The 17573-nt window shown below is 69.7% G+C and carries 12 protein-coding genes and 1 pseudogene; 5 read left to right on the top strand and 8 right to left on the bottom strand.

All coding sequences use genetic code 11. The features are described 5' to 3' along the window. Nucleotides 1–6 precede the first annotated feature (6 nt). Nucleotides 7–1689 (bottom strand): DUF2207 family protein, encoded by a 1683-nt coding sequence (locus ACZ6O0_RS12325; RefSeq protein WP_465764912.1) that lies wholly within the window; start codon nucleotides 1687–1689, stop codon nucleotides 7–9. A 377-nt stretch (nucleotides 1690–2066) separates the two neighbouring features. On the opposite strand from ACZ6O0_RS12325, the gene ACZ6O0_RS12320 reads away from it, so the two are divergent. Next, the gene (locus ACZ6O0_RS12320; RefSeq protein ID WP_465764911.1) at nucleotides 2067–3920 is read left to right on the top strand and encodes a neutral zinc metallopeptidase; all 1854 of its coding nucleotides are present in this window, start codon (nucleotides 2067–2069) and stop codon (nucleotides 3918–3920) included. A 270-nt stretch (nucleotides 3921–4190) separates the two neighbouring features. Here ACZ6O0_RS12320 and ACZ6O0_RS12315 read toward each other — a convergent pair whose 3' ends face one another. Then, nucleotides 4191–5612, bottom strand: coding sequence for a DUF2207 domain-containing protein (locus tag ACZ6O0_RS12315; RefSeq protein WP_465764910.1), 1422 nt, complete (start codon nucleotides 5610–5612; stop codon nucleotides 4191–4193). 64 nt (nucleotides 5613–5676) lie between these two features. Here ACZ6O0_RS12315 and ACZ6O0_RS12310 point away from each other — a divergent pair, with 64 nt between their 5' ends. After that, nucleotides 5677–6789 carry a neutral zinc metallopeptidase gene (locus ACZ6O0_RS12310; RefSeq protein WP_465764909.1) on the top strand — a complete coding sequence of 371 codons (1113 nt, stop codon included), beginning with the start codon at nucleotides 5677–5679 and terminating at the stop codon, nucleotides 6787–6789. Nucleotides 6790–6791: 2 nt separating this feature from the next. Here the strand turns inward: ACZ6O0_RS12310 and ACZ6O0_RS12305 are convergent, their stop codons facing one another. Beyond that, nucleotides 6792–7130, bottom strand: a complete 339-nt coding sequence (locus ACZ6O0_RS12305) for an aromatic-ring hydroxylase C-terminal domain-containing protein (protein ID WP_465765595.1) — start codon at nucleotides 7128–7130, stop codon at nucleotides 6792–6794. Nucleotides 7131–7304: 174 nt separating this feature from the next. Then, nucleotides 7305–8245 (bottom strand): annotated as a pseudogene (locus ACZ6O0_RS12300) (FAD-dependent monooxygenase); the annotation flags it as partial. Nucleotides 8246–8667: 422 nt separating this feature from the next. Here ACZ6O0_RS12300 and ACZ6O0_RS12295 point away from each other — a divergent pair. Next, nucleotides 8668–12600 (top strand): Pls/PosA family non-ribosomal peptide synthetase, encoded by a 3933-nt coding sequence (locus ACZ6O0_RS12295; RefSeq protein WP_465764908.1) that lies wholly within the window; start codon nucleotides 8668–8670, stop codon nucleotides 12598–12600. Next, complete coding sequence (locus tag ACZ6O0_RS12290; protein ID WP_465764907.1) at nucleotides 12600–13958, top strand: M1 family metallopeptidase; 1359 nt, start codon at nucleotides 12600–12602, stop codon at nucleotides 13956–13958. The genes ACZ6O0_RS12295 and ACZ6O0_RS12290 overlap by 1 nt, the downstream gene beginning before the upstream one ends. On the opposite strand, the gene ACZ6O0_RS12285 is transcribed toward ACZ6O0_RS12290, so the two are convergent. After that, entirely contained in the window at nucleotides 13955–14824 is an 870-nt protein-coding gene (locus ACZ6O0_RS12285) for a LysR family transcriptional regulator (protein WP_465764906.1), read from the bottom strand. The genes ACZ6O0_RS12290 and ACZ6O0_RS12285 overlap by 4 nt on opposite strands. Before the next feature lie 70 nt (nucleotides 14825–14894). Here ACZ6O0_RS12285 and ACZ6O0_RS12280 point away from each other — a divergent pair, with 70 nt between their 5' ends. After that, the gene (locus tag ACZ6O0_RS12280; protein ID WP_465764905.1) at nucleotides 14895–15860 is read left to right on the top strand and encodes a nitrilase family protein; all 966 of its coding nucleotides are present in this window, start codon (nucleotides 14895–14897) and stop codon (nucleotides 15858–15860) included. On the opposite strand, the gene ispF is transcribed toward ACZ6O0_RS12280, so the two are convergent. From ispF to ACZ6O0_RS12265, 3 genes are read right to left on the bottom strand one after another with little or no spacing between them, the layout of a single operon-like run. Further along, the gene (gene ispF, locus ACZ6O0_RS12275) at nucleotides 15850–16260 is read right to left on the bottom strand and encodes a 2-C-methyl-D-erythritol 2,4-cyclodiphosphate synthase (RefSeq protein ID WP_465765594.1); all 411 of its coding nucleotides are present in this window, start codon (nucleotides 16258–16260) and stop codon (nucleotides 15850–15852) included. The two genes, ACZ6O0_RS12280 and ispF, sit on opposite strands and share 11 nt — an antisense overlap. A 56-nt stretch (nucleotides 16261–16316) precedes the next feature. Continuing rightward, nucleotides 16317–17012 (bottom strand): 2-C-methyl-D-erythritol 4-phosphate cytidylyltransferase, encoded by a 696-nt coding sequence (ispD, locus tag ACZ6O0_RS12270; RefSeq protein WP_465764904.1) that lies wholly within the window; start codon nucleotides 17010–17012, stop codon nucleotides 16317–16319. A 12-nt stretch (nucleotides 17013–17024) separates the two neighbouring features. Next, nucleotides 17025–17510: a CarD family transcriptional regulator gene (locus ACZ6O0_RS12265; protein ID WP_012918679.1), complete on the bottom strand. Its 486-nt coding sequence runs from the start codon at nucleotides 17508–17510 to the stop codon at nucleotides 17025–17027. Between the last annotated feature and the right edge of the window lie 63 nt (nucleotides 17511–17573).

Here is a 17573-nt window from a genome sequence, read left to right as displayed (position 1 = left end):
GCAGCCTCAGCGGGCGAAGAGTGCACCCGTGAGGTTGGTGGTGAGGTTGCGCAGCGAGTCCGGCAGGTACTGCAGGTGCCAGCCACGCGGGCCGCGGTACCAGGGGAAACCCTCGTCCTCCTCGTCCGGGGTGCTGTCCGTCGCTACCAGTGCGTCGATCCAGCGCTCCGATCCGCCGAGCACGACGGCGTACGGGAGAGCGCGGGAGCAGAGCTCGGCGTGCTGGTCGGTCGGCAGCTCGCTGACGTCCATCTCGAGCAGCTCACCGCGGATCGCGGCGACCTGGCCGAGCACGCGGCCGGCGGCCGGCGCCTTGGCCGGCATGTAGCGGCCGACCACGATCAGGCCGACGCCGACCAGGGTGACCGCGAGACCGAGCAGACCCCAGGTCGAGAACAGCGCGAGGAGGACGGTGAGGACGACGCCCACCACGGTGGTGGCGATGCCGATCGTCGCCCAGAGCGAACGGGTGCGGTCCGGGCGCTCGTTGAACCAGCCGCGCTTGACCACTCCGTCGTACAGGGCGTCCTGGACCTGGGCGAGGTTCGCCCGCACCTGGCGGCCGAGCTCGGAGACCAGCACCGAGTCCGAGTCGCCGAAGATCGCGCGGATCAGGACGTTCTCGTAGCGGTGCAGCTCCTCCGACGGCGCGTTCGCGACCCGGCGCAGCTCCCAGTCCGGTCGCGCGTACTCGGTCTGGTGCTCCAGCTCGACGATCGTCAGGTGCCCGCGGACGGCCAGGTCGATGATCGTCGCGGTGACGTCGACCGGGTCGATCCGCTCGTCGATCAGCGTGCCCACCTCGCCGGGCCGCAGGTCGGACGGCGGCGTGAAGTCGATCCGGGTGTCGGTGCCGAGGCTGAACAGCGACGCCGGTACGACGCGGCGCGGGTCGACCCGGTCCCGGCCGCGGACCCGGTACAGCACGAGCAGCCCGATCACACCGAGCAGCAGAACAGCCAGTGCGGTGAGCAGTTGGGCGGTGTCGGTGGAGAAGGCGCGCTTGAACGTCTTGCGGTACTCGACGATCGAGTTCGCGGCGATCTCGCCCTCGGGGAAGCCGATCGTCATCCGGACCGTGTTACCCGGCGGCAAGCCCTGCTGCTGGAACGTCGGCCCGGTCGTCTCACCGATCTGCGCCAGCGTGCACGGGGTGTTGCTGTCGATCGCCCCGGCGAAGCAGGAGACGTGCGAGACCTCGGGGGTGCTGAAGATGATGTTGGCCTGCTGGACGGTCAGGTTGATCCCGGTCAGCGGGGCGAACCGGACCTCGGTGCCGTTCAGCGTCTTCGCGACCGCGCCCTTCACCGTGTAGGTGAAGTTCAGCTCGGTGGTGCCGCTGACGTCCGCGACCGCCACCGAGGTGACGTCGCCGTCGGTCTTCACCTCGGACTGCTTGTCCTGGCCGCCGGCCTTGACCTGCAGGTCCGAGATCTCCTGGACGTGGTCGACGTCGTCGGGCTGGTGGTCGCGGGTGACGATGAACCGGGTGAAGGTCCCGGTCACGTCGCTCAGCTTCCAGGTCTCGGAGACCCTCAGCAGACCGTCACGCTCGACCCGGATCTGGCTGTCGAAGTTGGTCACCACCGGGTCGGCGGCAGCACCCGCGCCGGCCGCGGCGGCCGGGACAGCAGTCAGGCCGAGCAGGCCGAGGGCACACAGGGACAGCCCGAGGAGTCGTGAACGCATTGCCCAATCACACCGTAAAGAGAGGTCAGGTTGACACGGGCACGATAGCCCCTGGCGGGTGTCAGGGATCCAGTGGGGACCGGGGCACGGTCAAGTTCGGTTGAGCCCGGGCGCGGACGGCGTCTTCGGTGTGTCAGGCAACCAACGGGATCCGGGCGGGAGCACCGCCTCGAAGGCCCGGTCGACCCGGATACTGGTCTATCGCGGGCCGACTGGCCGGGGTGGCTAGCCTGGTGGGTCCCTGATCACGCAAAGTATGTCCGGGGAGTGTGCGGTTGTCCGGGGGGAGGAACCGACCGGGCGCGGCGTCGGCACCCCGAACAGCGCCTGATGCACCACGTTGACGGCTACACCCAGCAAGGTCGTGAGGAGTATCGATGTCGGACAACTGGAACCCACCCGCGGGGAGCGAACCGGCTGACGGTGAGCAGCCGGCCGGCCCGCCGGAGCGTGGTCCAGGGGAAGGCCAGTCGGCCACGTGGTGGACCGGGGAGACCGAGGCCAAGCGGGAGTTCCAGGACCCGGCCGCTTCCGCCGGCGAGCGCCCGCGGAACAACTGGTTCGGTGAGGGCTGGGCCAACCGCCGCCCGGAGAACCCCGACCAGCCGTCGACGTGGCAGACCACCCCGGAACAGTCCCACCCGACACAGCAACAGAACCGCCCACCACAGCAGTCCGGTCCGACGCAGTCCGGCCCGACCCAGCCCGGTCCAGGGCAGTCCGGTCCGGCACAGCCCGGTCCGGCACAGTCCGGTCCGGCACAGTCCGGTCCGCAGCAGTCGAGGGCGCCGCAGTCAGGCCGAGCACAAACCGGTCCGGGTCAGTCCGGTGTCGGCCAGCCCTGGCCGGCACAGTCTGGTCCGGCGCAGTCCGGTCCGGCGCAGTCCGGTCCGGCGCAGTCCGGTCCGGCGCAGTCTGGTTCCCGCCAGGCCGGTCCGGGGCAGCAGTCCGGGCCGGGGCAGCAGGGGCCGGGGCAGTCCGGGCGGCCGCCGCAGTTCCCCATCGGGCAGTCGCAGTCGAGTGCCTGGCAGTCGGACCCGTCCCAGTCCGCGCCGCCGCCGCAGCAGACCGGCCCGCGCTCAGAGGACTCGTACCTGTGGGGCTCCCCCAACCAGGCACCCCAGCAGCCGGCCTCCCCCTGGAGCAACGCCCTCCCGCCGAACCAGCCACAACCGCAACAGCGCGGCGCCCGCCACGCAGCGTCCGGCGGCCAGCTCGGTCCCATGGGTCAGCGAGTGCAACAGGCCCCGACCTGGCAGTACCCACCGATCCCGATCCCCCAGCCACCCGGCGGCGGCCGTCGCCGCAAGCCGAAGAAGACCTCCCGCAGTCTCCTGATCGGCCTCGTCGTACTCGCCGTCCTGGTCGTCGGCACCGGCATCACCCTGCTCGTCCGCACCACCGGCAACGACGACCCGCAGGCCCAGAACTCTCCCTCGGCCCCGCAATCGCAGAGCCCGTCCGAGACGCCGTCGGAGTCAGCGTCGCCGACCCCGACCAGGCCACCCGGCCCGACGGTCGACGAGGTCGTGAAGGCCAGCAAGCTCTACACCGTCGGCCCGGTCGCCGCGTCGAAGTGCGTGGAGCCGCCGTTCGCGCCGGCCAACCTCACCGCCGCCCGCGCCTACTACGCCCGCCTGCTGCCGTGCCTGAACCGCACCTGGTGGCTGGCGATGAAGAAGGCCGGTCTGCCGTTCCGCGTGCCGAAGGCGGTCGTGTACGTCGGCAACCTGTCCTCACCGTGTGGCATCCAGCGCAGCGTGCGAGCGGCGTACTGCGCTGCGAACGAGACCATCTACCTTCCCTACTCGGTGGACAACGCGTACTACCGGTCCAACCCGATGTACGCGCGCGCGATCATGCTGAACACGTTCGCGCACGAGTACGGCCACCACGTGCAGTGGCTGAGCGGCATCCTCGCCTCCTCGGTGGCCCGGCAGCAGAAGATGACGCCGAACCAGAAACTGCAGGAGAGCCGGCGCCGTGAACTGCAGGCGACCTGCCTCGGGGCTGTCTACCTGGGCGCGAACGCGGCGTACACGCCGATGCGTGGCCCGCTGCTGACCAACTGGTCGTTCCTGATCGCCCATACCGGCGACGACTACGCCCGGCCGCGCGTCCACGACCACGGCAACCGGGTGAGCAACTACCAGTGGGCGCTCGCCGGCTTCAACACCAAGCAGCCCAACTCCTGCAACACGTTCACCGCCGAGGACATCCGCGTGTCCTGACGCCCGTCAGAAGAGGCGGCGCGCTGTCGTCAGCGTGCCGCCGAACGCGGTGACGAAGTTGCTGAGCGACTCACCGATGTCGGAGAGGTGCCAGTTCTCCGGACCGGAGTACCAGCCGATGCCGGCGTCCGGGTCGTCGTCGTCATCGGTCGCGGCGATCTCCAGCGCCCACTTCTCGGTCAGCCCGAGGACAGCGGCGTACGGAAGGCAGCGGGACGCGAACTCGAGGCGGTGGCTCTGCGGCAGGTTCGCCGACGTCTCGTCGACCAGCTACCGCTGCAGGCCGGCCACTCGGCCCAATACGGCAGCTCCACGCGCAGTGCGAGCCGGTGCGACCTGGCCGACCAGCGCGAGCACCAGTCCGGCCGCCATCACCGCGAAGCCGACCAGGCCGAACTTGCTCACAATCGCGAGTACGACGGTCAGTACGACGCCCGCACCGAGCAACACCACGCCCGCAGTCGTCCAGCGGTTCCGGACGGCGTCCGGACGGGTGGCGAACCAGCCCTGCGTGACCACATCGGCGTACAACTGCTCGCGGACGAGGTTGAGCCGCGGCCGCAGCGACGGACCGAGGTTGGACACGACTACGGCGTCGCCGTCGGCGAAGACCGCGTCCAGTAGAGCCTTCTCGTACGGCAGCAACTCCGGACCGCCCTGGTGCAGCCGGCGCAGCTCCCAGTCCAGCTTGCCGAAGTGCGTCTCCCGCGGCAGCTCCACGATCGTCAGGTAGTTGCGGACAGCAAGGTCCAGCAGTGTGGCGGTGATGTCGACGACATCGGCCGTCTCGTCCACGACCGTGCCGACCTGGCCCGGCCGGATCCCATCAGGTGCGGCGAACTGCGGTCCGTCGGCACTGTCGAGCACCGGACGCTCCGGCGCGCCCTCGCCGACCTTGGCGGCGTCACGGCCGCGGAGGAACCACAGCGCCACGGCACCGAGCAGTCCGATGCCGAACACGATCACCGCCAGGCCGATCGTGCTGGAGTCCGCGGTGAACGCACGGCCGAGTGTCCAGCGGGTCTCGAACTGCGCGTTCGGCTGCACGGTCGCCTCATCACTCAGCCCGGTCAAGAAGGTCACCCGGCCACCTGCGGGTACGCCGTTCTGCTCGATCTGCAACGCGGCCGACTCGGCCAGCTGCGACGACGTACACGGCATGCTCGAGCCGATCCGGCCTGCGAAACACGTCACCCAGGTGGCGAACGGGACAGTGACGGTCAGCTCGGCCTTCGGGATCGACACACCGAAGCCCTGCACAACCGGCCAGCTCACCTCGCGACCCTCGGTGGAGTCGGCCACCACGTTGTCGACGGTGTAGCTGTAGACGATCTTCGACTGGCCGGAGACGTCGACGGTCAGCTTGCGGCCGTCGTCCGTACTCTCGTTCTTCAAGCCCTGGGCCGGTTGGCCGTTCACTGTGGCCGACACGTCGCTCAGTCCGTACGTGCGGTCCCGCTCGGCGTCGGACCGGACCCGGGTGGCCAGCGTCCGGCTGAACGTCGTACCGCCGGCGGTCAGGTCGACCGTCTCCTTGACCTGCAGCTTGCCGTCCTTGGTGAGCGTCGCCTCGGCGGAGTACGCCGTGACCTGGTCGTCGGCGGCCTGGGCCGGCAGCGTGCCCAAGGCAACTATCGGGGCGGTCAGGGACATCAGCAGGGCGGCCGGCAGGAGGCGGCGCTTCAGTGACATGGGTCGAGGGTAGTCTCGTGCCGGTTCGTGCAGCGAACCCAACCAGCGGAGGAGGCCCGACCCTGTGAGCAGTCCGTACGGCTACGGTGGCCGGCCCGGTCCGCCTCCCGGTGTACTGCCACCACCGCAGTCCGCGCCGTGGCCGCCGCAGGGCCCGCCGCCCGGTCAGTACGGTCAGCCTGGGCAGTACGGTCCGCCGCAGCAGGCGCCGTACCAGCAGTACCCGCCGCAGTCGTATTACTACGGCCGTCCGGGTCAGTTCAACGGGTTCCAACCACCGCGGCGCCGGGGCGGAGCGGTCCGGGTCATCGTGCTCGCGTTCGTGCTGCTGATGTTCCTCGCGGTGTCCGTAGCTGTGCTCGGCTCACTGCTGGGCAAGGGTTCCGACAACACGGCCCAGCCCGGGGTGTCCGGTCCGTCGATCGTGCCGACGCCGACCAGCAATCCGCAGAAGGGTACGGCGGAGGACTATCTGCTCAACGCCGACATCTACCGCACCGGACCGCTGGCCGAACAGAACTGCGCCGCCGCGAACCTGGGCGACGGCAGCCTGGCTGCGCAGAAGGTGTATTACCAGAAGCTCTTCACCTGCTTGAACAACGCATGGCGACCGATCTTCAAGGAACTCGGCCAGGACAAGCCGGACCCGGGTCTGGTCGTGTTCGACAAGCCGGTGACGACGCCGTGCGGCCGGTTCGAGCCGCTGTCCGGTCGGGTCCTCGCGTTCTACTGCTACGGCAACCAGGTGATGTACACCGACGTCAAGCAGATGAACCGGGCCTTCGGACCGCAGCATGACCTGGCGTACTTGATGACGATCGCCCACGAGTACGGCCACCACGTGCAGGGGGTCAGCGGACTGTTCTACGCCCGCGCTGTCTACCTCCAGGACCACCCCGACCAGCAACTGGAAAGCTCACGCCGTAACGAGCTGCAGGCCTCCTGCTTCGGCGGCGTCTTCAGCAAGGCAGTCGAGAAGTCGTACCCCCTCACCAACCGCCTGGCCGAGTTCAAAGAACAGTCCAGCAACAGCTTCGGCGAATCCGCGGACACCCCCGAAGACGAACGTACCCACGGCCTGGCCACCAGCCAGGGCTTCTGGATCCAGAACGGCTTCAACATAGGCGCGAACAAAGCCTGCAACACCTTCGCCGTCTCGGCCGACCTGGCGAAGTAGCACTAGCCAGCGCCGAACCAGGTGGTGAGGGCTTCTTCGAGGAAAGGTTCGTTGGTGTTTGCGGTCCAGGCGATGTAGGCGTCCGGGCGCAGCAGGAGGGCGTCGGCAGGGCGGTCCTCGGTTTTGGCGGTGTGGATGTCGACGCGGTGCGCCCACGGGCGGGCGGTCTCGCGGAGGTCCGCGCGGTCGGCGAGGTCGAGGAGGACGGGGCGCGCGGTGCGCATGAGCTCCGCGACGCTGGTTGTCCCCTGGTCGGTCAGCAACGTGAGGTCGGGTACGAACGTGCCGATCAAAGGATCGTCCCCCGGCAGCGGGTAGCGGATGTCGGTGCCCGCGATCATGGCTCCGATCCGACGCGCCGGCTGCTCGTCGGTCAGCAGCTCCTCGAATACTTCCCGCAGTGCGTCAGCCGCCGGGTCGAGTCCGCGCCGCAGCGCGACCTGGGCCTGCGTGTGCCGCAGCGTGCGCGCACCGGCCAGATGGCGCTCGGCGTGATAGGTGTCCAGCAAACCTGCCGGCGCCCACCCGTTGACGGCCGCGGCCAGCTTCCACGCCAGGTTGACCGCGTCAAGCGTCCCCGCACTGATCGCGACACCGGTGGAAGGAAACAGATGGGCCGCATCGCCGGCCACGAAGATCCGCCCCTTGCCGTACTCCTCCGCCTGCCGAGCGTGAAAGGTAAACCGCGACAGCCGTCGTGGCTCACCCAGCGGCAACTCCGCCCCGAGCACACGCCGGATGCTCCCCTGCAGTTCCTCCACCGTCATCGGTACGTCGTCGTCGTAGTCGGTGAGCTCGTCCTCGGTGGTGAAGACCGACGCCTCCCCGTCGGGCATCACCGCGAACGCGAACACCCCTCGCTCCGTCCGGGTGAACCCCGCCGGGACCCGCCCGAGCCCAGCGACCTCCAGATCGCCGTTGCCGTGCACAGTCACCTCGTCCGACAACGTCACCATGGCCAGCCGGTTGACCTCTGGATACGAGGTGCCGGGGAACGCGATGCCGGCCAGCTCCCGGATCCGGCTACGCGGCCCGTCGCAACCCACGAGGTAGCGGGCAGTCACCTGGTACGCCCCTCCGGTGCCCGCACGTCCGCGGTCACCATCGCCTCGTCCTGCTCCACCGCGACCACTTCATGTCCGCGACGGACCTCGGCCCCCAGCTCGACGGCACGTTCCTCGAGCACGCGCTCGAGCCGCGCCTGCGGGATCGGCAGCGCGTGCAGTGGCGAATCCGCCAGCCGGCTGAGATCCACATGCACACCGCCGAACGGGAAGCGCGGCGCCGGGATCGGGGCCGTGAGGGCCGCGGTGACCTTCTCCAACTGACCCCGGTAGTGCAGCAGGTCCAGGATCTGTCCGCCGAGACCGCTGGCCTTCGGGGTCTCCCGATACTGCAGCCGGCGTTCGAGGACGACCGCTCGTACGCCGCCCAGCCGCAACTCACCGGCGAGCATCAGCCCGGTCGGCCCGGCGCCCACGATGATCACGTCGGCATCCATCACTCGCACGTCACAAACCCCTCAGTCGTGGTGGTTTCCAGCCTCGGCGGGTGATTCTCCGCCCTCCACGGGGCCTTGCGGCAAGTCCCCCGGTACGCTATAAATTAGGCACGGCAGGGAGTTCGACTCCTGCCGTTTTTTGTTGCCCACTGCAACAGCGCAGCGCCGCCGGCGCCCCCGAACCGATCAACTGGGCCGCCCTCCGCGACGCCTGGCTGAGCGTCGCCCACGGACCGGCCCAAGGCGGACGAACGACCGTACTCCTCGCCGGCCATCGCCCGCTGGGTGCGCCGAACCAGGTCTCCAGCAATCGGTTGATTGCCGAGTCGGAACGAGCGCTTTGCCGGGGATTCACCGGGGCGGCGTAATATTCGGCCGTGACGTTGCGACGCGGGGACCTGGCGCCACCCGCGCGGACGCTGGTGGATGTGTTGCAGGAGACGGCGACTCGGTACGCCGATGAGCCTGCGCTCGACGACGGCAGCGTCAGCCTCAGTTATCGCGAATTGCTGATCCAAACCACCAAGTTCGCCGGCCGTCTCACCGGCGCGGGCATCGGTCCCGGCGACCGGGTCGGCGTGCGGATCTCGTCCGGCCACAACGATCTGTACGTCGCCATCCTCGGGACCCTGCAGGCCGGAGCGGCGTACGTGCCGGTCGACGCGGACGACCCGGACGAGCGCGCCGAGCTCGTGTTCGGCGAGGCGGATGTCGCGGCTACCGTCGGCGACGACCTGGCGCTCACCGTCACCCGCCCGCAGCCCGCGCCCATCCTCGACAACGACAACGCCGACGGCTACTACGACTACCCCTACAGCGCCCGGATGGACTCCTCCGGTGCGACGGACGCACGGAGAGTCCAGGCCGGACCGGAGCCCACCGACGACGCATGGATCATCTTCACCTCGGGCTCGACCGGCGTACCGAAGGGTGTCGCGGTCACGCACCGATCAGCGGCCGCGTTCGTGGACGCGGAGGCGCGGCTGTTCCTGCAGCCGGAGCCGATCGGCCCGGACGACCGGGTGCTCGCCGGCTTGTCGGTCGCGTTCGATGCCTCCTGTGAGGAGATGTGGCTCGCCTGGCGACACGGCGCGTGCCTGGTTCCGGCGCCGCGGTCGCTGGTCCGGACCGGTATGGACCTCGGGCCCTGGTTGGTTGCCCAAGGCATCACTATTGTCTCGACCGTACCGACACTGGCGGCGCTCTGGCCGGCCGATGCGCTCGACCAGGTCCGGCTGCTGATCTTCGGCGGTGAGGCCTGCCCGCCGGAGCTGGCCGAACGGCTCGCGGTCGACGGCCGCGAGGTGTGGAACACCTACGGCCCGACCGAGGCCACGGTCGTCGCCTGCGGCGCCCAGCTGACCGGCGAAGGCCCGGTCCGGATCGGATTGCCCTTGGACGGCTGGGATCTCGCCGTCGTAGATGCCGAGGGCAACGAAGTGCGGCCGGGCGAGATCGGCGAGCTGATCATCGGCGGTGTCGGTCTGGCCCGGTACCTCGACCCGGCCAAGGACGCCGAGAAGTTCGCACCGATGCCGTCACTCGGCTGGGAGCGCGCGTACCGCAGCGGCGACCTGGTCCGGTACGAAGAAGCCGGCTTGCTCTTCCAGGGCCGGGCCGACGAGCAGGTCAAGCTCGGCGGCCGCCGGATCGAGCTGGGCGAGGTCGACGCGGCACTCCAGGCACTGCCACAGATCTCCGGTGCCGCAGCCGCCGTCCGCACCAGCGCGGCCGGTAACCAGCTGCTGGTCGGGTACGTCGTACCCGAAGACCCTGCCGCGTTCGACCAGGCCAAGGCGACCACGAGACTGCGAGAGGAACTGCCCGCGGCGCTCGTGCCCCTGCTGGCCGTCGTCGACACGCTGCCGACCAGGACGTCCGGCAAGGTCGACCGGAACGCACTGCCCTGGCCGCTGCCCGGGATGGACACCGAAGGCCCGGCGGCCGACCTCAGCGGGACGGCCGGCTGGCTGGCGGAGCGGTGGACGAAGATCCTCGGCGCGAAGGTCACCGGCCCGGACAACGACTTCTTCCTGCACGGCGGTGGCAGCCTGGCCGCCGCGCAACTGGTGTCTGCGCTGCGCGAGCGCTACCCGGATGTGACTGTCGGCGACATCTACGAGTACCCCCGCCTCGGCGCCCTCGCGGAACGGCTCGACGAATCACAACCGGTGGCGTACGAGCCGATCGAGATCCGCGAGATCAGACCGACGCCGAAGAGCACGCAACTCCTGCAGACCGCGCTCACCCTGATCCTGCAAACGGTCGTCGGCGTTCGCTGGCTGGTCTACCTGTTCACGCTGAACAACCTGCTCGCCGAGCTCGCCGGACCGCTGCCCTGGGCCAGGACGGTCTCATGGTGGTGGATCCTGGCGGGCTGGTTGATCCTGATCACCCCGGCCGGCCGGATGGGGATCGCCGTCGTCGGTGCCCGGATCCTGCTCAGGAACCTCAAACCAGGCACCTACCCCCGCGGCGGCACCGAGCACGTCCGGCTGTGGGCCGCCGAGAACCTGTCCGATGCCGCCGGCGCGGCCAACCTGGCCGGCGCTCCCTGGATCGCCTACTACGCCCGCGCCCTCGGCGCGAAGGTCGGCCGCGGCGTCGACCTGCACACCCTGCCGCCGGTGACCGGCATGCTCACGATGGGCCGCGGCGCCTCGATCGAGCCCGAGGTCGACCTGGCCGGCTACTGGATCGACGGCGACCAACTGCATGTCGGTCCGGTGACCATCGGCGCCGAGGCCGTGGTCGGCTCCCGGAGCACGCTGCTCCCCGGCACCGAGATCGGCCGGAACGCCGAGATCATGGCCGGCTCGGCCGTCTCCGGCAGGGTCCCCGCGAACGAGCGCTGGTCCGGTTCCCCGGCCAGCCGCATCGGCCGGGCCCGGCACCCCTGGCCCGACCACCGGCCGGCCCGCGCTCCCTGGTGGGTGCTCGCGTACGGCGTTCAGTCCGCGATCATGTCGTTGATCCCGGTGGCCGCGGCCGCCGCGGCCCTCGTCGTACTCGGCAACGCGATCCAGGGCACCGAGACACTCCAAGCAGCGGCACTCCAAGCGCTGGCCGCGATCCCGCTGATGACGCTCGTCGGTTTCGTGACGATCGCCGTACTGACGCTCATCGGTGTCCGGCTGCTCGGACTCGGGATCAAGCCGGGCCACTACCCGGTCCGGAGCCGCATCGGGTGGCAGGTGTGGGCCACCGAGCGGCTGCTCGACGCAGCACGGACGCTGTTGTTCCCGCTGTACGCGAGCCTGCTCACGCCGTGGTGGCTGCGGGCGCTCGGCGCGAAGGTCGGCCGTGACGTCGAGGCGTCCACAGTCCTCCTGCTTCCGAAGATGACCACGGTCGGCGAGGGCGCGTTCCTGGCCGACGACACGATGATCGCGTCGTACGAGCTGGGTGGCGGCTGGCTGCACGTGGCCGGGGCGAAGGTCGGCAAGCGCGCGTTCCTCGGCAACTCGGGGATGACCGCGCCGGGCCGATCGGTGCCGAAGAACGGCCTGGTCGCGGTGCTGTCCGCGGCGCCGAAGAAGTCCAAGGCGGGGACGTCGTGGCTCGGTTCGCCACCGGTGAAGCTCCGGCGGCAGGCGATCGAGGGTGATCAGAGCCGGACCTTCAACCCGCCGTTCAAGCTGAAGATCGCCCGGGCGCTGGTCGAGCTGTGCCGCTTCGTCCCGATGATGTGCACGGTGCTGATCGCCCTGGGCGTGCTGTTCGCGCTGCAAGCCCTCGACATCTGGATCGGTCCCTGGTGGACCCTGCTGCTGTCCGGCGCGGTGATCCTGGCCGCCGGCGCGGTCGCGGGTGGCATCGCCACGGTCGCCAAGTGGCTGATCGTCGGCCGGACGCGCGCGGTCGAGTACCCGCTGTGGAGTTCGTTCGTCTGGCGCAACGAGGTCGTCGACAGCTTCGTCGAGCTGGTCGCGGCGCCGTGGTTCGCGGACGCCGCCGCCGGTACGCCGGTGCTCAACCTCTGGCTGCGGTCCCTCGGGGCCAAGATCGGCAAGGGTGTCTGGTGCGAGACGTACTGGTTGCCCGAGGCCGATCTGGTCACCCTCGGCGACGGCGCCACGGTGAATCGCGGTTGCGTGCTGCAGACGCACCTTTTTCATGATCGAGTTCTCTCCATGAGCACAGTCACCTTCGGATCCGGAGCAACCCTCGGGCCGCACGGCATCGTCCTGCCCGCCGCGAGTGTCGGAGCAGGGGCTACCATCGGCCCGGTGTCTCTCGTGATGCGTGGTGAAGGTGTGCCGGCCGGGACGCGCTGGGCTGGGAACCCGATCGCCCCCTGGCAAGGCTGATGGTTGCCCCCTTTAAAGGACGGCAGAACAACGGGCTGCCCGGAGCGCCGACCGCCGAGGACCGGTATGTGCCCACCCATGGCAACGGCGGCTACCAGGTCGAGTCGTACGAGCTGGACCTGGACTACCGGGTCAACAGCAACCGGCTGACCGGCAAGGCGACGATCACGGCGTTCGCCACCCAGGCGCTGTCCCGCCTGAGCTTCGACCTGGCCGGCCTCCGGGTGTCGAAGGTGTCGGTCAACGGCCGCCGCCCGCAGCGCTACGTCCACCGCTCCGGCAAGCTGCACGTGACGCCCGCCGCGTCGATCATGGACGGCGCCGAGTTCACCGTCGAGATCCAGTACGGCGGCAACCCGAAGCCCGAGGACAGCCCGTGGGGCGAGCTCGGCTGGGAGGAACTCACCGAGGGCGTGATCGTCGCCAGCCAGCCGAGTGGCGCGGCGACCTGGTTCCCGTGCAACGACCACCCCGGCGACAAGGCGCACTACCGGATCACGGTCACCACCGATTCGCCGTACCAGGTGGTCGCGAACGGGCGGCTGGTGTCGCGCCGGGTGAAGGCCAGCCGGACCACGTGGGTGTTCGACCAGGCCGCGCCGATGGCGACGTACCTGGCGACGGTGCAGATCGGCCGGTACGACACGGTCGAGCTGGCCGCGTCGCCGGTGACGACCCGGGGCGTGCTGCCGGCCGGGCAGATCCGCGAGTTCAAGGTGGACTTCGGGCGGCAGCAGGACATGATGAAGCTGTTCTGCCGGCTGTTCGGGCCCTATCCGTTCGGCAGCTACACGGTCGTGGTCACGGACGACGACCTGGAGATTCCCCTCGAGGCGCAGGCCATCTCGGTGTTCGGCAGCAACCATGTCGACGGCCGTCGTACGTCGGAACGCCTGGTCGCGCACGAGCTGGCGCACCAGTGGTTCGGCAACAGCCTGACGCCGTCGAGCTGGCAACACATCTGGCTGAACGAAGGATTCGCCTGCTACGCCGAGTGGTTGTGGTCGGAGGAGTCCCGCGGCCTCGCCGCCGACCAGCAGGTGGCCAAGGCATACGCCCGGTTGAAGAGCCTCCCGCAGAACCTGATGCTCTCGGACCCCGGCCCGGAGCTGATGTTCGACGACCGCCTCTACAAGCGCGGTGCGATCACCTTGCACGCCCTGCGCAGGCATCTGGGCGACGAGGCCTTCTTCGACCTGCTCCGCGCCTGGACCAGGACCTACCGCCACGGCTCGGTCACCACCGCCGACTTCATCGCCCTGGCCTCCACCTTCACCCCGGACGAGGAAGCCCTCCGCCACCTGTTCGCCGCCTGGCTCGACTCCTACGAACTGCCGCCGCTTCCCCGCCGGCGCTAACCCAGCGCTCGCGCCACTTCGGCGGCGGCTTTGACGAAGCGCTCGGTGAGTGGGGTCCGGGTCGACCAGGCGGCGCCGGTCCACCAGGAGGCGGCCCGGCCGGGGAGCGGGATCAGGCGGAGCTCGGGTGGCGCGATGCGTTCGGCGGACTGGGGTACGACGGATGGCCCGGCGCCGGCCGCGGTCAGGGCCAGCACGGTCTGCAGGTCGCCGGCTTCCTGAAGTACTTGCGGGTGGCAACCGAGTTCGGCGTACAGGGTGTTGATCTGGGCGTTGAGGCCGGGGCCGCGGGCGGGCGTGAGGCGGACGAGCGGGCGGGCGTCGAGCCAGCTGACCAGGTCGCGGGGCACGTTCGCGGCGGCCGGTACGGCGAGGGTGAGCCGGTCACGTCGTAACCGAAGGTGTTCGAGGCCGGCCGGGGCCGGCAGCCGAACGAACCCGATCTGGAGGCTCCCGGCCAGCAGCCGCTCGCACTGGGCCACCGACGACAGGTCCTCGAGTGAGATCGTGACGCCGGGCCAACGGCTGCGGAAAAGCGCCACGGCCCGGGGCGCGAGCTCGATCCCGGACAGGCCGAACCCGATCGCCAGCGAACCCTCGGCCCCGGCCGCGACCTGAGCGGCACGCCGATCGAAGGCCTCGGATCGGTCCAGCAACTCCAGAGCGTCAGGAAGTAGCAGTGCACCGGCCGGGGTCAACCGGGCACCATGCCGGCCCCGGGTGAACAGCACCGAACCGACCCGACGCTCCAGCACCTGGATCTGCTTGGTCAGCGCCGGCTGACTGGTCGACAGTTCCTCGGCCGCGGCCCCGAAGTTCCGCAGCCTGGCGACCGTGACGAACGCTCGGAGCAAACGGAGATCCATAACCCCAGGATATGGAATCGCCCCGAATGGCTATTGGACGTCATACGTGGTCTGGCGTTTCGATGGTGGCATGACAGCCTTCCGCACCGCCGTGATCCAGTTCGAACCGACTCCCGATCAGCCGGAGACCAATCTCGCCACGGTCGAACGGCTGGCCCGGCAGGCGGTCGGCGACGGCGCCCGGCTGGTCGTGTTCCCCGAGCTGTGTCTGCTCGGCTACTGGCACCTCCGCCGCCATCCCGTCGAGCGGCTGCGGGAGCTGGCCGAGCCGGCCGACGGGCCGCTGGTCAGCCGGGTCCTCGCCCTGGCCGAGGAACTCGACGCCGGCCTCGGGGTCGGTTTCCTGGAAGATGCTGACGGCAAGCTCTTCAACTCGTACGCCGTCTGCCTGCCGGGCGGCGTGGTCCACGTCCACCGGAAACTCCATGCGTTCGAGCACGAGGCGATCGCGAGCGGATCGTCGTACACGGTGTTCGACACGCCCTGGGGGTTCCGGGCCGGGGTGCTGATCTGCTGGGACAACAACCTGGTCGAGAACGTCCGGATCACCGCGTTGCTCGGAGCAACCGTCCTGATCGCGCCGCACCAGACTGGCGGGACGAGCTCACGCAGCCCACATGGGATGAAGCCGATCCCGCAGGAGATCTGGGACCGGCGCCACCAGGACCCGGAAGCTCTCCGCGCCGCGTTCGACGGGCCGAGCGGGCGGGGCTGGCTGATGCGGTGGCTGCCGGCGCGGGCGCACGACAACGGGCTGTTCCTGCTGTTCAGCAACGGGGTCGGCCAGGACGATGACGAGATCCGCACCGGCAACGCGATGATCCTGGATCCGTACGGCCGGATCGTCGCCGAGACCCCGGTGCCCGACGAGGCCGTCGTGGTCGCCGACCTGGATCTCGGGCTGGTGCCGTTGGCAACTGGGCGGCGGTGGATGCGCGGGCGGCGACCCGAGCTCTACGGCCTGCTGACCCAGGTCATGGGTGACGAGCTGGACCCGAGAGCAGCGCGATTCTCGACGGATCCCGTCAGTAGATGAGTGCGGTGGCGATCGCCGCGATGCCTTCGCCGCGACCGGTGAAGCCCAGTCCGTCGGTGGTCGCCGCGCTGACCGACACCTCGGCATCGCAGGCGGCACTGAGCACCTTCTCCGCCTCCTCGCGGCGGGCGCCGATCCGCGGCCGGTTGCAGACGATCTGGACCGAGACGTTGCCGATCTCGAATCCCGCGGCCCGGACCCGCCGGGCCGCCTCGGCCACCAGCGCGACTCCGGCGGCGCCTGCCCACTCGGGCTCAGCGGTGCCGAAGTTCGAACCGAGGTCGCCCAAGCGAGCCGCGGTCAGCAAGGCCGTGCAGATCGCGTGCGCGGCCGCGTCGCCGTCGGAGTGACCCGAGAGCCCGGAAGTCTCGTCCGGCCAGTGCAGGCCGGCCAGCCACATCGGCCGGCCTTCCTCCAGCGGGTGGACGTCGATACCGTTCCCGACCCGGGGGATCTTCACGTGAGCCGCCTCTCCGCGAGCAGAGCCTCCGCCAGCAACAGGTCCTGCGGCCGCGTCACCTTGAACGCGTCCGGCGACCCCTCAACCGTCGTCACGGTGATCCCGAGCCGCTCACACAGCATCGCATCGTCGGTGGCCCCGACTACGTCGACGGCATGCGCGCGGCGCAGGACGGCGGGCTCGAACCCCTGCGGTGTCTGGACGGCGACCAGCGTCGACCGATCCGGTGTGTCGAGGACCTCTCCGGTCGGCGCGACCCGCTTGATCGTGTCCGTCACCGGCACCACCGGTACGACGGCCTGCGCGCCGGCACGCACGGCCGCGACGACCCGCTCGATCACGTCGGCCGGGACGAAGGCCCGCGCCGCGTCGTGCACGAGGATGCAGTCGATCCCGTCGACCGGGACCAGCTCCAGCGCCGCGCGCACCGAGTCGGGCCGCTCGGCGCCGCCCGGGACCACGCGCAGCTGCGCGTCACCGGCGTACGGCTCGAGCTCCTTGGCGACTGCTTCCTCGGTGCCCGGCGGGACGGCGATGACAAAACAGACGAGGTCGGCGGCGGTCGCTGCCCTCAGTCCACGGATTGCGTGGACCAGCAGCGATTCGCCACCGACCTCTCGAAATGCCTTCGGTGTCTCACCGCCCAGCCGCAGGCCCAGCCCGGCCGCGGGGATCACGACCGCGCTGCTCATGCGGGAACTCGGCTAGGAAGCGAGAACCTCGTCGAGGATGGCTTCCGCCTTGTCCTCGTTGGTGTGTTCGGCCAGGGCCAGCTCGGAGACCAGGATCTGGCGAGCCTTCGCCAGCATCCGCTTCTCACCGGCGGACAGACCACGGTCACGCTCTCGGCGCCACAGGTCGCGCACGACCTCCGCCACCTTCATCACGTCACCGGAGTGCAGCTTCTCCAGGTTCGCCTTGTACCGACGCGACCAGTTGGTCGGCTCCTCCGTGTGCGGAGCTCGCAGCACGTCGAAGACGCGCTCCAGGCCGGCCTGATCCACGACGTCACGCACGCCGACGAGATCGAGGTTGCACGCGGGGACCCGGACGACCAGGTCGTTCTGAGCGACGATCCTCAAGACCAGATAGGTCTTGTCCTCACCTTTGATCTGACGGGTCTCGATGTCCTCGATGACGGCCGCACCATGGTTGGGGTAAACAACCGTCTCGCCGACTGTGAAAGTCATATGTCACGTGCCCCTTTCCGAGTCCTATCCTACCACGCGGTCGGTGGTCCGGTCGGGGCGTTT

The sequence above is a fragment of the Kribbella sp. NPDC048837 genome, assembly GCF_055586945.1.
The sequence above is the reverse complement of the archived record's forward strand: the minus strand, read 5'-3'. Positions and strand labels throughout refer to the sequence as shown.

Bases quoted from the DNA above. Each gene is read 5' to 3' on its own strand.
- ACZ6O0_RS12265 (WP_012918679.1), bottom strand. From the start codon at position 17,510: ATGACTTTCACAGTCGGCGAGACGGTTGTTTACCCCAACCATGGTGCG.
- ACZ6O0_RS12280 (WP_465764905.1), top strand. From the start codon at position 14,895: ATGACAGCCTTCCGCACCGCCGTGATCCAGTTCGAACCGACTCCCGAT.
- ispD (WP_465764904.1), bottom strand. From the start codon at position 17,012: ATGAGCAGCGCGGTCGTGATCCCCGCGGCCGGGCTGGGCCTGCGGCTG.
- ACZ6O0_RS12320 (WP_465764911.1), top strand. From the start codon at position 2,067: ATGTCGGACAACTGGAACCCACCCGCGGGGAGCGAACCGGCTGACGGT.
- ACZ6O0_RS12290 (WP_465764907.1), top strand. From the start codon at position 12,600: ATGGTTGCCCCCTTTAAAGGACGGCAGAACAACGGGCTGCCCGGAGCG.
- ACZ6O0_RS12285 (WP_465764906.1), bottom strand. From the start codon at position 14,824: ATGGATCTCCGTTTGCTCCGAGCGTTCGTCACGGTCGCCAGGCTGCGG.
- ACZ6O0_RS12315 (WP_465764910.1), bottom strand. From the start codon at position 5,612: ATGTCACTGAAGCGCCGCCTCCTGCCGGCCGCCCTGCTGATGTCCCTG.
- ispF (WP_465765594.1), bottom strand. From the start codon at position 16,260: ATGTGGCTGGCCGGCCTGCACTGGCCGGACGAGACTTCCGGGCTCTCG.
- ACZ6O0_RS12305 (WP_465765595.1), bottom strand. From the start codon at position 7,130: ATGATCGCGGGCACCGACATCCGCTACCCGCTGCCGGGGGACGATCCT.
- ACZ6O0_RS12325 (WP_465764912.1), bottom strand. From the start codon at position 1,689: ATGCGTTCACGACTCCTCGGGCTGTCCCTGTGTGCCCTCGGCCTGCTC.